The organism is Arthrobacter sp. TMT4-20 (assembly GCF_054510775.1).
This window is the reverse complement of sequence record NZ_JBTNDW010000011.1, coordinates 109,208-123,916: the sequence shown is the minus strand read 5'-3', so window position 1 is coordinate 123,916 and position 14,709 is coordinate 109,208. Positions and strand designations below refer to the sequence as shown.

Here is a 14,709-nt window from a genome sequence, read left to right as displayed (position 1 = left end):
CGTCTCCAGCCGCTACGAACACGCCTCCCTGATTCTGACCTCGAACCTGCCCTTCGCCCGCTGGGGTGATGTTTTCGGGGACCTGACCATCGCCTCAGCCATGATCGACCGAATCGTTCACCACGCCGACGTCATCAGCCTCAAAGGCAACAGCTACCGGCTCTCAAAACACCAGCCAACAACCAGTACGGCACAATAGAACGAACAACCAGTGGCCCTGTTTTCAATTGGCACTAATGGCCCTGTTTTGGGTTGGCGTTAACAAAATAAGCTCGATACGAACCTGAGCAAGCGTGGACATCATCAGACGCCGGATGCTCAGAGAGGCCATTCTGCTTTGCCGCACCCACTGCGATGATCAACGACACCGCGCTGGGCGCACCCGCTACGTTCGCCGAGGCGGTATGAAATGACGGTTTCTCAGTGATCGTCTCGGAGCGGGCGTTGATCATCTTGGCGCAAGCTCTTGGGTCTCTGGACCATACCGGGACCAGTCCTTCGCGAGCAATGTCGAATCGACCTACTCAGCCAAACGCCGATAACGTTCTAATACGTCAACCGGCAGATGAAGCCTGCCCGAAGATTTCCGATCCCTGTCGCTAATAGTTGTGCCCCAGCGCGTCACGGATGATGGGCGGCTGATCGCCCAATCAAATTCAGACCGCCTGGTTTCTGACGCACAAACCCAAACCGCTCGTAGACAACGGCTATTCTGTCTGACGCTGCGGTTACAACGACTGGGACTCCGGCGGGAACGAAGTTCTCGATCGCGGTCCTCGCAAATTCAAGCCCACTCATCTGCGCTTCTGGCGCGGACGCAAGTGCCTGCGCCACCCAGTAAGGCCCGCGCGGGCGGACCAGCACCAGAGCTTGGCTTAGCGCCGAAAGGCTGCCGCCCATTGACGTCACCAAAAGCAAGAACCCGACCACCAACCAAAGAGGGGGCAGAAGCCCTACCCAAGGTCCAATGGTGTCGCCCAAGAGCGTGAGAGAAAACAGCCAGATGATGAACGCGAATAGTGAGTAGAGGAAAACGAGAACCATAGATCCTAAACGCTGCAGCGTCTTCTTAATACTTCTGGCTTCAGTCAGAAGAATCACGGCATCGCGGGAGCGCGAGGTGATCACGTCCCCTGACGGCATGTACATCAGGAACAGGAGAACGAGGATTGGCAGCGTAATCGCTGCCTGCAGCCGCTTTTGCCAAGCATTCCGAGGACTTTTTCCTCTGCTCAGTGTCAGGGACGTGTTCCAACTTAGCGGAAGCAGATCGACAATACGGGCGCGCTTCACTTCCAGCTGACCGCTGGCGAGAGGTTCCATGAGACCTGATCCTACGGATTCAGCATGACGATACCTATTGTAAATTTGCTGCTGGATCAAAAGGGCCTGCCGAAGGTTTACTTGGTGTATGCCCTTGGTTCCGCGGAGCGCCGAAAACACCTGCATACGTAGATTGGCTTGCCTTCCTGGGGAGAGAAGTCCTGATACCTACCCAAGAGTCGTAGCATGCATTCTCTAGCTGACGGCTTTCCTGAGTTCGTCGACGATTATCGTGGCCCTCTGATCGTCGCCAGCTTCCATCCAGTTGGTCACAAACGCGATGCTCAGATCCAGTTCCGGTTCAGCAAACGACACCTGGCCACCGGCGCCGTCGTGGCCGAATCCGTCGGTAGAGACGTAGCGGCGTGCTTCGGAGTCGAGCTGAAAACCGGCTCCCCAACGGGGCCACGGAGCGGGCGCAGGGAACACAGGCGCCCCCTCGCTTCGTGCCTCGGTGGCCAGTTTGAGCACCGTCGGGTCGAGTCGTCGCGTGGTGTCGGTGTCATGGATGACGGAGGACCAGGCGGCCGACAGCCCGCGGGCGGTCGCGATGCCGCCAGCTCCGGGAAACAAACCAGCCCGGACGTCGGACCGGTTGAAACCGGAGTTCGGGCTGACCAGTTCCTGAGGGAAGGCCTCCCCCAGCGTCATCGCATGGATGGGCCAGTCAATGACTCCGGGCTCGGCGGCAGCAATCTGCATTTGGACCAACTCGCGGAGACTTTCACCTGCCTCCAGGTGGGCAACGTTGGCCTGCTCGTTGGCAGGGACACCCACTCGAAGGTCGGCGCCCAGTGGTCCCGTGAGGGTGTCAGCCAGGTACTCACCCGGCATCTTTCCAGTGACCCGGCGGATAATCTCGCCCGTAATCCAGCCGTGCGTCAACGCGTGGTACCCGTACCCGGAGCCGGGCTCCCACAAGGGTTCCTGCCCGGCGATCAAGCCGGTCATGGTCTCCCAGTCGAGCGCTTCCTCAAGGCTCACTGACCGTCGGGGTGCCGATACGCCCGCCCGGTGCGACAGCGCATCACCAATGGTGACCTTGTCTTTGCCGTGGGCGCCGAACTCCGGCCAGATGTCGGTGATCGGATTGTCATAGTCCAACCGACCGGCTTCAACGAGGCGGGCGATGAGGATCGACATGATCCCCTTGGTGCAGGAGAAGACGACCGTCGAAGTGTCGCTGGTCCAGGGCGTGGAATCGCGGGCGTCAGCCACTCCGCCCCACAGGTCAACCACCAGTTCTCCCTGGTGGTGGACCGCCAGGGCCGCGCCCATCCAGGGCTTGCCCTCGAAGGCGGCTGCAAAGGCGTCCCGCACCGAGGCGAAGCGCCCATCGACTGAGCCATGAATACCGTGCTTTTCGCTCACGCGCTGACCTTTGCTCGTGCAATTGAAACTGAAAGTGATCCATCCGTCGCCCAGGACAAGGGTAAAGGATCCGAGATACCACTGATAAAGGTTCCCTCCCTATCAACGTTCTCGAACGCCAGGAGCACCCACTCCCCCGATCGGGTTTGCACCGCGCGGCCAGCGTAGAGCTCATCGTGGGTCAGCTGAACCGCTGAAGCGGTATCGAGAGGACGCTTCAGAGAATCCGATTCAAGTGGCAACGCCCAGATCCCGCCCTGCACTCCGTCCGCCTCGCGCGCTCCGGCCAGGTGATCGGTATCACAAGAGAAGAGAAGCACTGGCCTGTCCTCGATGGTCACCAGCTGGACCACTTCGATGTGGGCGAACCCCGCACCCGGTTCGCTCAGCGGCGGCTGCGTGGTCCATTGCTCGAGATCGGTCGACGTCGCATGGCCAATCACGCCGCGGTCCCACCCAACGCCCGATCGCGACCGTGCGGTGAGGAGCATGTGCCACAGGCCGGTGGCATCGCGGTGAATCCACGGATCGCGCCATGTCTCCTCATGCCAGGTGGCATCGGTGAGAGTCTCATACCAGCGCGGGTCCGCCGAGATCTGTCCCGACTGCTTGGTCCACGACGCCAGATCGAAAGAGAGAGCCCGGCCGACCGTTTCCACGTTGGTGACGGCGTCCGGGGACAGAAACCGTGATCCGGTATAGAACATGTTCCACACCCCGTCGTCACCGCGGACTACGCTGCCGGTCCAGGTGGCGCTGCCATCAAAGGAACCGGACTCCCCCGGCTCAAGCACCACTCCGTGGTCCTCCCAAGTCGTCAGGTCCGTCGAGGTCGCGTGCCCCACGCGGGCGTTCCGGTGCCGGAGATTGGGATTCCCCAGCGACTTCGGGGCGTGAAGGTAGAAGAGGTGGTGCGTGTCGCCGTCGTCGGCGTGCCAGAAATCCCAGACCCAGTGGTCGGCGAGAGTGAAGCTCATGGTGATGATCCTTGGTTGAAGCGGGAAGTGAAGCGGCGTCAGCCCTTGACGGCACCCTGACGCAGCGCGCGGACAAACTGGCGCTGGAAGGCGGCGGCCATGAAGGCTACTACGGCAACGGCTCGACGGCGACCAGGGGGCCGTCGTGGTGAATTCATAGGTGACTCCTTCGTCGACGATTCTCTTCAGGAGATCCACAGTGATGAATGCTAAATCCATTCAGCACCCAGCTTGGAGGCTATTCGGCGATTACGCAAGTGGTTTGCCAAGTCGTTATGGAGAGCTAGCATCGAGCAGGAGGAACTAATGACAACCAGGCGTGTGACCCTTGCCGACGTCGCACGTCGGGCTGGTTTGTCGTCGTCGGCCGCATCCATGATTCTCAATGGCCGCCCGGACACCAGACTGTCCAAGGATGCCAGCGACCGCGTCCACCGCGCCGCAGCGGAGTTGGGGTACCGACCGAATGTGGCGGCCCGCAGCCTCCGGGTGGATAAGACCCAAACGATCGGGTTCATCTCCGACACCGTCGCATCCACGCGTTTCGCCAGCGGTTTGATCAAGGGAGCGCTGGCCGCCGCCGAACAGGCGGAGCACGTCATCCTGCTGGCCGAGACCGGCGGTGACCCCACCCGCGAGACCGAAGCCATTGCCGCGCTGCTGGACCGGCAGGTGGACGGCATCGTCTTCGCGACCATGCGTTCCCGGGAAGTGGTGGCTCCCGTCCTCCCGGATAACACTCGCCTGGTACTGCTCAACGCCACCAGCGACAGCCACTCGACGTCGGTCCTGCCCGATGAGGAACGCGGTGGACGAGCGGCTGTGTCACTGCTGGCCGACGCAGGCCACCGCGAGGGCATCGTCCTCCTGGGCCACAACCAAGAGATCGAGCGGGATGCCTTCCGGTCGACCACCGTCGCACGGCGTCTGGCGGGGATTCGGGCAGAAATGCAGGACCGCGGGTTGACCTTCGAGCGGGAGGAATCGATCTGGGAATGGGCACCCCAGCAGGGGTTCACCGCGGTGGAGGCGCTCCTCGCTGAACCTGTCCTCCCGCGAGCGCTGCTGTGCCTCAACGATCCCCTCGCCTTCGGCGCCTATCAAGCGCTGACGGAGCGTGGGCTCCGGGTGCCCGACGACGTCTCGATCGTCTCGTTCGATAACGACGAAATTGCCTCGTACCTTCGTCCCGGGCTGACAACGATCGCCCTTCCGCACGAGGGAATGGGCGCTCGTGCCGTCGAACTACTGTTGGACGGGACGGCTCCTCACGGCGAGCATCTCGTGGAGATGCCCGTCATCGTGCGCGCCTCCATCCGGCAGGTCTAGCCGCTCCCCGAAGGCTGAAGGTCAGGGCTTTGGTCCCTGTCGAGGCTTTTTTGGCAGGTCTTTACTTGGAGGACCATAGGTCCCTGCAGGGACTATCGCGCTTCCTAGCTCTGGAGGACTTGCCATGTCTGACCTGTCGAGGTGGTCCCCGTTGGACCTGCTCAATTCAATGGACCGCCTGTTTGATACCAAACGGGGTGCGTCGCCGATCCGCGTAGAGGAATATGTTGACGGCGACCATCTGGTAGTCAAGGCAGAAGTGCCCGGCGTCGATCCCGATAAGGACATCGAAATCACCCTGGACGAGGGGTTCCTGAACATCCGTGCCGAACGGAGGGAACATGAGGAACACAAAGACGGGGACGATTATCACTCCGAGTTCCGCTACGGCTCCTTTAGCCGCACTGTCCCGCTTCCCGCCGGGGTCAAGGAAGAAGACATCAAGGCCCAGTACGTCAACGGGGTACTCGAGGTACGCCTACCGGTACCGAAAGAACCCGCTGAGGCCCCCGCACCGAAGAAGGTCCCCATCAGCCGCGGCTGACCGGGGAACCCGCACCGCCTATGCCGTGCGCGATGTCGACAACTTCACCGACGCCGACAACCACCTGACTAACCGAGAGGAACGTGACATGGACCGCGTCATCGACAAAGTGGCACTGATCAGTGGGGGTGCGCGCGGCATCGGAGCCGCAGTGGCTGCCCGTTTACATGGCGAAGGAGCCAAGGTTGTCATCGGGGACGTCCTCGACGCGGAAGGCCAGCAGACCGCGGAACGGATAGGCTCCGGGGTTCACTACGTGCATCTGGATGTGACCAGCCCTCAGGACTGGGAAGCAGCAGTCGGCGCTGCCGTTGAGATGTTCGGTGCTTTGGATGTGGTGATCAACAATGCCGGCGTTGTGGATTTCGCACCCATTGAGGACTACACGCTGGAGCAGTGGGACCGGGTTATCGGTATTAATCTGACGGGTACGTTCATCGGGATCAAATCCTCAATCGCAGCACTCAAGCGGTCCAGGGGCGCTTCGATAGTGAACATCTCGTCGATAGCCGGGATCCGGGGCTATGAGGCGATCTCGGCCTACACTGCCTCGAAGTTCGGTGTGCGCGGGCTCACCAAGAGCGCCGCACTTGATCTGGGACGCTACGGAATCAGGGTCAACTCCATTCATCCGGGTGTCATCTCCACACCCATGACCGAAAACGTGCCCATCGACATGAGCCGGGTCGCACTCGGCCGGGTGGGCCACCCAGGAGAAGTGGCCAACCTTGTCCTCTACCTAGCGTCCGACGAATCGTCCTTCGTGACAGGAGCCGAGTTCGTCATCGACGGTGGGGACACCGCCGGAACAGTTACCCCCGCCGATGGAAGCTGATAAATCCACTGCCGGCGTGCGCGACTGCGCCCTCCGCGACCCCGCTGGCAACCTCATCCGTTTCAATCAGCTCACCTAGTCAACAGCGCCACCGTCGTGTACGCAGTCTCTAGGATGCGATGAGTTCGGATGCGGAGAGCCTGCCATCACGCATGGTGGCTACAGCATCGGTGAGCGGAACGAATTCGGTGTCGTGGGTGACCATGACGGTTGCCACCCGGAATTCGCGGGTGATGCTGCACAACAACCGGATGATCGAATCGGATCGCTCATGGTCCAGGGCCGCCGTGGGTTCATCGACTAGCAGCACTGATGGGTCTCCCATCAGAGCCCGGGCAATGTTGACCCGCTGACGCTGCCCACCGGATAGCTGATGTGGGCGGCGGCTGGCAGCATCGGACAGGCCAACAACATCGAGCATTTCCATTGCCCGGGGGCGGGCGACTCGGGGCGCGGTGCCACGCAGGTGTTCTCCAATGATGAGCTGCTCCATGGCCGTGAGCGAGGCCAGAAGGTTGGGCTGTTGAAAGATGATGCCCACCTCCTCGCGGCGCAGTGTTGTTCGGTCCTGATCGGTCAGCGCAGTGGCGTCGATTCCGTTGATAGCGAGGTGCCCGCTAGTTGCGCGGACAAGGGTCGCCGCGACGGCCAGCAGACTGGATTTACCGGAGCCCGACGGTCCGACCAGTGAGGTAATCGTTCCGGCGGCGACTGCAAGGTTGACGTTGTCCAGGGCCTTGAGGGTGCCCGAGTCGCCATCGGGGTATTCAAGGGTCACGTTGACCAGATTCAGGGCGGGTGTGTTGTTTGCGTTCATTGGGTGTCCCTCTTTGCTCGGTGAAAGGCTATCGATGGTTTTAGTTGCCGCCGAGGGCGATCAGCGGGTCGATCCTGGTGACGCGGCGGACCGCCAGCACTGATCCGACCAAACCCAGCACAACGATGCCGACGATCGGGACGAGAGTGGTGGCTGGTGAGATCGTGAAGGGTGCGGCCTGGACGGCGATGAATCCGCCACCCAACCCCAAGACCCCTCCGAGGCTGGCGCCCGCAACCAGGACAATCGCTGCCTGGGTCATCGCGTCACCGAGGATGTATTTGTTGGAACCACCCAAGGCCTTGAGAACAGCGATGTCGCGGGTGCGCTGGACTGTCCACACGGTGAGAAAGGCGACAATCACCAAAGCCGAAATCCCGTAGAGGAAACCCTGCATCATCTTCAGTGATCCGTTTTCCGATCCGAAGGAGGCCAGGGCGCCGAAGCTCTCCGTCGTCGTCGTACTGGTGGTTCGGGCCGCACCGTCAATGTCTGGCAGTTGGCCCGCGGCGTCGTCGTAAGTGGCGGCGATGACCGTTCCGATGACATTCGGGTCAGAGACTCGCGAGAGGTTCTGCCAATCCGTCAGGGTTGTCCAAACTACCGGGGTGTGGCTGTACCACTGATCGTCGATGATGGCTGCCACCTGGAGATCGGTACCGTTGATCTTGGCGGTATCCCCGACAGCGAGCGCCAGGTCGGTGGATAGCTGCCGGCTGACAACCACGCTACCGGCGCGCAGTTGGCCCGGAGCAAGCGCACCATCCGGGACGGCCCCAAAAACCGCGGCGTTGGAGGTCCCCCCGGATTGGATCCGAACCTGACTGATGCCCAAGGCTTCCGCCTTCAGGACTCCGTCAGCCTGTTGCCAGACGCGGAGCTGATCGGTGCTCACCTGGGATTCCGTGTAGGAAGCTTTCGGCTCATCGCCGTCGGGAGCGCCGAACGCGATGGTTGTAGCGTCGAGCTGCTCGATCCCAGACGTCGATTGATTTGCCAGCCCGGCGGTCAGACCGGACAACATGACCAGGAGGAGAGTGATCAGCGCAACTACGGATCCCATCAGGGCAAAACGTCCCTTGGCGAAACGAATATCTCGTAGTGCTAAAAACATGCTTTGTTCCTCTTTCGATGCAGGTGAGCTGGTAGGTCGGTAGCCTCTGAGGGCCTATATCCACTCTGAGGTGAACTGCCTGCCGGCACATCGTGATCACGGTTGATTGGCTGACATGGAGGGGATGACCCTGCGATCAATCGTTTGGTTGATGCCCGCCGGATATCGCCCCGATAAGCTGGACACATGACCGCTCCTCCTACTCCGGTGCCCGAGGTTCACACCGGAGCAGCGGTACTGAAAGTGCTGCGGGTGAGCCTTCATCTGGGTTTCGCAACACTCCTCGTTGTCGGCACCGTCAGCACAGTGGCAACACCCCAGCGGGCGGCCAGCTGGATGGTCATCATGATTTCTGCCGTTCTGGGTGCGCTTTACCTCGCCGGGACACTGGCCGAGAAGCGCGCGGCTGACGGAGAGATACCGCCCTGGAGGTTGGAACCTCGCCGCTACAGCAAGATCTGGCTGGCCAGTGTGACCTTGCTCTGGCTGGTCCTTCTAGTGCTCAGCGCAGACTTTTCGTGGCTCGCTTTTCCCCTGTTTTTTCTTCACCTTCATCTGCTTCATACCAGGCACGCGATTGTTACCGTCCTCCTGATGACCGGTGCGGTGTCGGCGGCCCAATGGAACCACAGTGGTGAACTGCATGCGGCAATGATTATCGGGCCCGGGCTTGGTGCCGTCTTTGCCGTGGTCATGGCGATGGTCTACGAAAGCCTCTACTCCGAGGGAGTCAACCAGCGCCGAGCACTGGATGAACTACGCAACACCAGAGCGGCCCTTGCCCGAACCCAACATGAATCGGGGGTCCTCGCTGAACGTGAGCGGCTGGCTCGGGAAATTCACGACACCCTGGCGCAAGGGCTCTCCAGTATTGTTCTGATTTCCCGCGCCGCTGAAACGTCGCTCGAGGCCGGGTCAACCGCGCTCACGAAGGAAAGAATTCGCACCATTCAGGTGACGGCCTCAGAGAACCTCGACGAAGCACGACGTTTTGTCCGCGGCCTGAGCTCCAACAATGCCAACGCCGACTCACTCGTGACCCGGCTACGCCGAATCTGCGCCACGGTCGAACGTCAGGCCGCAGCACACGGTTCACCCCTGAGGTGCCGGTTTGAGCTCGACGGCGAACCTGTCCAGTTGCCCCCACCGTATGAAGTCGCCCTCCTGCGAGCCGCCCAATCCACCCTTTCCAACGTTGATCAGCACGCCCAGGCCAGCACCGCCGTCGTGACGCTCGGGTTCCTCGGACCGGATGTCACCCTGGATGTTTACGACAACGGCACCGGATTCGACGCCCTGGGTACCCTCTCAGATCCGCCGCTTCGGTCCGACGGCACAGGATTCGGCTTGCAATCTGTGCGCCAACGGGTCACCTCCATGGGTGGGGTGGTGGACATTGAGTCAACCGTTGGTGAAGGGACAGTTGTCGCTATCCGTCTTCCCCTGGCCCCTTTCGACATCGAAGAATCTCATGCCTGAGATCAGGGTTCTCCTCGTCGATGATCACCCAGTGGTTCGTGCCGGGCTAAGAGCCATGCTCAGCGATTTCGAGGGCATCACGGTGGTTGCGGAGGCCTCCGACGGGGCCGAAGCGTTATCTGCCCTCAGCCGGGCGGCGAGTCTGGCCGAGCCGGTGGATGTTGTTCTCATGGACCTGCAGATGGGCGCTGGAATGGATGGTGTAACGGCTACCCGGGAAATCAGGAAGCTCGATTCCGCACCACCTGTGCTCATTCTGACGACGTACGATTCGGATGCCGATATCATGGCCGCGGTCGAGGCCGGGGCCAGCGGATACATGCTGAAGGACGCGCCGCCGGAACAAATCCGCCAGGCCGTGCAATCCGCCGCGGCAGGCCAGACCGCGCTCGCCCCTCAAGTGGCAGCCCGACTGATGGGGCGGATCCAAAATCCCGCGCCCTCGTTGAGCAGCCGGGAGGTTCAGATCCTTGGTCTCCTCGCGACTGGAATGACGAACCGTCAAATTGCCAAAGACCTCTTCATCAGTGAAGCCACGGTCAAGACCCACCTCGTCCACATTTACGAGAAGCTAGGCGTTGACAACCGCACAGCAGCTATTTCCGCTGCGAGGAAGCAACGAGTCATCCGCACCTAAGGTTTGTCGCGGATTGCCTACTGCCGACCAACGCAGGGCCCGTAATACCGGCACCAGTGGCGTCCCCGCCCACTGGCACCGGCAGTCTGCGGACGTTGAATTACACGTTGTGCGACTTCGGTGCCCCCATCCCGGGATCAATTTGATGTGGACCGGAGGCCGAGGGGCGGACATCGAAGTGGAAGATCGACGTCGGGAGGTACACCGTTGAGCAGGAGTTGGGGATATCCACCACACCGGACAGCCTGCCCTCAATCGGCGCCGACCCCAGCAGCAGGTAGGCCTGCTCCGGGCTGTAGCCGAACTTGGTGAGGTAGTCGATGGCGTGCAGGCAGGCCCGCTGATAGGACAGATGGGAGTCGAGATAGTGCTGCTTCCCATCCAGGGTTACCGAGGTGCCGGAGAACGCGATCCATTCGTTGTAGCGGGGGTCGACGATGCCCGGCATGAAAATGGCGTTCTCGCTCACCCCATAGGTTTCCATTCCGCCCTTGATGACATCGACCCGGAGGTCGATGAAACCGCCCATCTCGATGGCACCGCAGAAGGTGATTTCGCCGTCGCCCTGGGAGAAGTGGAGATCTCCCAATGACAGGTTCGCCCCGTCCACGAATACAGGGTAAAAGATCCTGGTCCCCTTCGACAGATTTTTGATGTCCTGATTACCGCCGTTTTCCCGGGGCGGCGCTGTGCGCGCAGCCTCCCCCGCAACCCGATCAAACTCCGACGCCGGAAGGCCACCGAGCACCGCGAATTGCGGCTCGGGCGGGAGGGCCAACGGCGGTACCCGGTTGGGATCGGTGGCGATCAGGTCACCCTCGCGCTTGTTCCACTTGGCAAGGAGCTCGGCGGATGGAGCGGTTCCCATCAGGCCCGGGTGGATCAGCCCCACATAGGAGACCTCGGGTACGTGCCGTGAGGTGGCCACCTGGCCGGAGAAGTCCCAGATCGCCTTATAGGCGTCGGGAAACTGCTCGGTGAGAAAGCCGCCGCCGTTGTTCCTCGAGAAGATGCCGGTGTAACCCCAGCCCTGCCCGGCCAGCGGACCGGAGTCTTCCTGCGGGATCGGTCCGACGTCGAGAATGTCGACGACCAGGAGGTCGCCGGGCTTTACGCCTTCGACGGCGAAGGGGCCGCTGAGCTTGTGGACAGTCATCAGGGGTGCGTTGAGGATGTCGTCGGCGGAGTCATCGTTGACGATCGCGCCGTCGAACCACTCTCGGCAGTGGACCCTGAAGGAGTCGCCCGGTTTGACGGTCGCCACCGGGGGGATCTCCGGGTGCCACCGGTTGTGGCCAATCTTTTCCTGATCCTCGAACTTCTTGGCGGAGTCGAGTGGAAATATGACGTCGGGCATTTCATCTCCTCTGGGTTGGCCGCACACCGTGGGTCAGGGACGCGGCAGCTTACTGTGAAGTGGATTGGTCGTGTAGGGCTGGCTCTTGCGTTTGGATTTGGACGGCAACGCCCCGCTGACCACCGCCGGTTCTGAGGCGCTGCGTTCCGTTGAATCAATGAGCTGGAAGGCCGACGAGCCGGCCTTGGACAGGTTGGGCGCGCTCATCTTCCGTCGGGCGGCGCCCCCACAGGTAGGACAAAGTTGCTGATCGGAGGCCGCGCTCATCGGGCTGATGACCTCGAAGATGCTGCATTCGGGGCACCGGTATTCGTAGATCGGCATCGGTCAGACTGTCCTTTCTGTGGGTTGTTTCCTACGCAGGCGCCACGGCTTGGTTCTCCTGCGATGCTTTGCCCCGCGGGATGCCTCGGCGCCCCAGGAAGAAGGCTGCGCCCAGAGCGGCTGCGGCAGCAATTGCTACCAGGACGGCGTACCCGTCATTTGTCTCGTACCTGCCGGTCAGGAGAAAGAACGCGGGAATGGTCCCGGTGATGTGCGCGACGAAGATGGTGAACCAGCCCGTGGTGAAGGTCAGGGAATCCCGCCCCAAGCCAAGCAGGAGGAAGAAGAGGAACCAGAGGACGGCCCACGTCAACCAGATCACCCCGAACACGGGGTCTCCCACCAGGGTGAACTGGAGGATGCCGATCACCACGGCGCAGGCTGCAACAAAGACGGAGAACCACCCCAGGCCTTCGCCGCTGATCCCAGTCATCTGGATTATCCCGACATAGAGATAAGTGAACCCGAACAGATACAGCCCTGCCGCACCGAAGATGATCGCCAGATCGTTGTTGGACTGAATGAGGATGATGGTCGGGAAGACTACCTGCATGACCCCGACGAAGAAGTTGAGGATGGCCGCGGACTTGCCCGGGACCAGCCCAATCAACATCAGGCCATTCATGAAGAGAACCGCGCCGACGTACAACAAACCAACACTGCTCATGGCACTCCTCGCACAACGAAGAGGGAAACTTTGAAATAGGGAAGCCACTTCGAGTCAGCCGCAGGGCTGGCACAAAGTGGCGAGAGCGATCAAAGGTATGGACTTGTGATGGAGACGTTAGTAGGGCGGAAATCTGCTGTCAATGGCTTGCTGCTTCTAGCCTCCGCCACTCTCGCCGGGGTGGGGCGCCGGGCTGGAGCTGGACTCCTGGTTGGGTGCCCGGCCGGGAATAAGTGCCCACAGCGACGGCAGCAGGATGCAGGCCCCGACGGTGTAAGCGAAGTCCTCGATGGGGGCCAGCGCCAACCGGATGCCGAGAATGAGGTCAGGGTTGTAGTCCACAATGCCAGCGGCGATCAACACGTTGTCGAACACCGCAGTTGCCAGCAGCAGCACGATCAGAGTGATTCCGATTGCCCGCCGGCTGGGAAGCAGCTGGCGTCGCGTCCGATAGGCCCAGGCTGCAATCGCCAGAATTGGGATGAAGAAGATGATGTTGAGGATTAGATATGTCACGCCGCCGCCTTTCGCTCCCGGACGGCGACCGCGCCCAGCACATTGAGGGTGGTGTAGCACAGCAGTGCGAGGAAGAACGGTTCCTCAAGGGGCAGCTCGGGGGCGAGAAGAATTCCCGTCATGAGGTCGGTAACGCCGCGAAAGAAGATCCCGAGCGCGATACCGAAGAGGTCCCAGATGATGAAAAAGACAATCCCGAGGGTCATGGTCCAGAAGGCTTTGCGGGCGTCCCGCCAGAACGTGAGGCGAAACCTCCAATCCAGGAGCACCGAACCGCCGAGCGAGAAGAGAAGCGCGCCAAGATAGACCAGACTCATGTTCCCCCGCCAACCGTCCGCTGGTTACTGCCGGCAACCCCTAATCGTGTGCACATGTACCTTATTGTTCCCCACCGTCTAAGCGCTGACGCGCACCACCAATTCCGGAGACAGACGCAGACTCTCCGGGGCGCCGCCCGCCATCAACAAGTGCAATGCCTGTAGCCCAAGGCGCCCCATCTCGTGCATGGGCGAGCGGACTGTCGTCAGGTTCACGCCGGCGGCAAGCGGGGTGTCGTTGAAGCCCCCCACCGCAACATCATCGGGAACCGACAGTCCAGCTTCCTGAAACACCCCCAGGGCACCGATTGCCGCGAAGTCGTTGACGGCAAAGACTGCCTCCGGCATCCGGCCGGACGCCAGGATCCGCGCCGCCGCTTCCTGGCCGGCGGCGGGATCAAACCCGTTGTGTATGACCCATTCAGCGGGGATTCTGAGCCCCGCGTCGGTCAGCACATCAACGAATCCGGCGGTACGGTCACTCGACGTTGACGTTGCCTCGGATCCGGCAATCAACGCAAAAGTGCGCCGACCTGTGGCCAGGAAATGTTCGGCCATGAGCCTGCCCCCGGCGTAGTCGTCGCAGGTGACGCTGACATGGTCGCCGGAGGTGCGGCTGACGAGCACCAGCGGGACGCCGCGGGCGGCCAACTCGTCGAGGTATGGCTCTTGCAGGTGCGCGTCGCCGAAGATCAATCCATCGATGCGCCGGCCCAGCAGCATCTCGGCCTTGGCACGCTGTTTGGTGCTGTCGTCCAGAGAGTTGGCGACCACCGCGAACAGACCGTTCTCTGCTGCCGCCTCATCGATGCCCTCATAGATGGTGGCCAGCACATAGTCCTGCAGTCGCGGGACAATCACACCCACAGTGTCTGAGCGCGCCGTCCGCAGCGACGCCGCATGCGGGTTTCGGCTGTAACCGCGCTCCCGGGCCAACGATAATATTCGTTCGGTGGTTTGCGGGGCGGCCCACTTCGATTCCACCCCGGCGGGGTCATTCAGTACCCGCGACACAGTAGAGACATTGAGGCCCAGCTCGGTGGCCAAAAGCTTGAGTGTGACGGGTACGGTGCCGTGCATGTTTCCATTTCGTGTCGAAAAT

At 61.5% G+C, this 14,709-nt stretch carries 18 protein-coding genes; 6 read left to right on the top strand and 12 right to left on the bottom strand.

Features of this window, described 5'->3' with window-relative positions:
- The coding region (locus tag ACX80Z_RS12170; protein WP_459316054.1) for an ATP-binding protein at positions 1-199 on the top strand (199 nt) is incomplete at its 5' end.
- 34 nt (positions 200-233) lie between these two features.
- Here ACX80Z_RS12170 and ACX80Z_RS12165 read toward each other — a convergent pair.
- The 4 genes from ACX80Z_RS12165 to ACX80Z_RS12150 form a co-directional block, all read right to left on the bottom strand.
- A complete protein-coding gene (locus tag ACX80Z_RS12165; protein ID WP_459316056.1) occupies positions 234-509 on the bottom strand; it encodes an SOS response-associated peptidase family protein in 276 nt (91 codons plus the stop codon).
- A gap of 112 nt (positions 510-621) precedes the next feature.
- On the bottom strand, positions 622-1,323 hold the full coding sequence (locus tag ACX80Z_RS12160) for a hypothetical protein (RefSeq protein WP_459316053.1): 702 nt from the start codon (positions 1,321-1,323) through the stop codon (positions 622-624).
- Between the two features lie 195 nt (positions 1,324-1,518).
- Entirely contained in the window at positions 1,519-2,694 is a 1,176-nt protein-coding gene (locus tag ACX80Z_RS12155; RefSeq protein ID WP_459316052.1) for a serine hydrolase domain-containing protein, read from the bottom strand.
- Complete coding sequence (locus tag ACX80Z_RS12150) at positions 2,691-3,671, bottom strand: glycosyl hydrolase family 32 (protein ID WP_459316051.1); 981 nt, start codon at positions 3,669-3,671, stop codon at positions 2,691-2,693. The genes ACX80Z_RS12155 and ACX80Z_RS12150 overlap by 4 nt, the downstream gene beginning before the upstream one ends.
- A gap of 306 nt (positions 3,672-3,977) precedes the next feature.
- Here ACX80Z_RS12150 and ACX80Z_RS12145 point away from each other — a divergent pair, with 306 nt between their 5' ends.
- From ACX80Z_RS12145 to ACX80Z_RS12135, 3 genes are all read left to right on the top strand, one after another.
- Positions 3,978-5,000: a LacI family DNA-binding transcriptional regulator gene (locus ACX80Z_RS12145; protein WP_459316050.1), complete on the top strand. Its 1,023-nt coding sequence runs from the start codon at positions 3,978-3,980 to the stop codon at positions 4,998-5,000.
- Positions 5,001-5,124: 124 nt separating this feature from the next.
- Complete coding sequence (locus ACX80Z_RS12140; RefSeq protein WP_019484195.1) at positions 5,125-5,544, top strand: Hsp20/alpha crystallin family protein; 420 nt, start codon at positions 5,125-5,127, stop codon at positions 5,542-5,544.
- Positions 5,545-5,569: 25 nt separating this feature from the next.
- A complete protein-coding gene (locus ACX80Z_RS12135) occupies positions 5,570-6,379 on the top strand; it encodes a glucose 1-dehydrogenase (protein ID WP_459316049.1) in 810 nt (269 codons plus the stop codon).
- Between the two features lie 109 nt (positions 6,380-6,488).
- Here the strand turns inward: ACX80Z_RS12135 and ACX80Z_RS12130 are convergent, their stop codons facing one another.
- Both ACX80Z_RS12130 and ACX80Z_RS12125 read right to left on the bottom strand, forming a co-directional pair.
- Entirely contained in the window at positions 6,489-7,196 is a 708-nt protein-coding gene (locus tag ACX80Z_RS12130; protein WP_459316048.1) for an ABC transporter ATP-binding protein, read from the bottom strand.
- A 40-nt stretch (positions 7,197-7,236) separates the two neighbouring features.
- Positions 7,237-8,310, bottom strand: coding sequence for an ABC transporter permease (locus tag ACX80Z_RS12125; protein ID WP_459316047.1), 1,074 nt, complete (start codon positions 8,308-8,310; stop codon positions 7,237-7,239).
- Between the two features lie 186 nt (positions 8,311-8,496).
- Here ACX80Z_RS12125 and ACX80Z_RS12120 point away from each other — a divergent pair, with 186 nt between their 5' ends.
- Positions 8,497-9,789, top strand: coding sequence for a sensor histidine kinase (locus ACX80Z_RS12120; RefSeq protein ID WP_459316046.1), 1,293 nt, complete (start codon positions 8,497-8,499; stop codon positions 9,787-9,789).
- A complete protein-coding gene (locus ACX80Z_RS12115; RefSeq protein ID WP_019484189.1) occupies positions 9,782-10,426 on the top strand; it encodes a response regulator in 645 nt (214 codons plus the stop codon). The genes ACX80Z_RS12120 and ACX80Z_RS12115 overlap by 8 nt, the downstream gene beginning before the upstream one ends.
- A 100-nt stretch (positions 10,427-10,526) precedes the next feature.
- On the opposite strand, the gene fmdA is transcribed toward ACX80Z_RS12115, so the two are convergent.
- From fmdA to ACX80Z_RS12085, 6 genes are all read right to left on the bottom strand, one after another.
- Complete coding sequence (gene fmdA / locus ACX80Z_RS12110; RefSeq protein WP_019484188.1) at positions 10,527-11,783, bottom strand: formamidase; 1,257 nt, start codon at positions 11,781-11,783, stop codon at positions 10,527-10,529.
- A 33-nt stretch (positions 11,784-11,816) separates the two neighbouring features.
- The gene (locus ACX80Z_RS12105; RefSeq protein WP_459316045.1) at positions 11,817-12,107 is read right to left on the bottom strand and encodes an FmdB family zinc ribbon protein; all 291 of its coding nucleotides are present in this window, start codon (positions 12,105-12,107) and stop codon (positions 11,817-11,819) included.
- 31 nt (positions 12,108-12,138) lie between these two features.
- A complete protein-coding gene (locus ACX80Z_RS12100; RefSeq protein WP_019484186.1) occupies positions 12,139-12,774 on the bottom strand; it encodes an AmiS/UreI family transporter in 636 nt (211 codons plus the stop codon).
- A 156-nt stretch (positions 12,775-12,930) separates the two neighbouring features.
- Positions 12,931-13,290, bottom strand: a complete 360-nt coding sequence (locus tag ACX80Z_RS12095) for a lycopene cyclase domain-containing protein (RefSeq protein ID WP_459316044.1) — start codon at positions 13,288-13,290, stop codon at positions 12,931-12,933.
- Entirely contained in the window at positions 13,287-13,607 is a 321-nt protein-coding gene (locus tag ACX80Z_RS12090) for a lycopene cyclase domain-containing protein (RefSeq protein ID WP_019484184.1), read from the bottom strand. The genes ACX80Z_RS12095 and ACX80Z_RS12090 overlap by 4 nt, the downstream gene beginning before the upstream one ends.
- Positions 13,608-13,685: 78 nt before the next feature.
- A complete protein-coding gene (locus ACX80Z_RS12085; protein ID WP_019484183.1) occupies positions 13,686-14,687 on the bottom strand; it encodes a LacI family DNA-binding transcriptional regulator in 1,002 nt (333 codons plus the stop codon).
- Between the last annotated feature and the right edge of the window lie 22 nt (positions 14,688-14,709).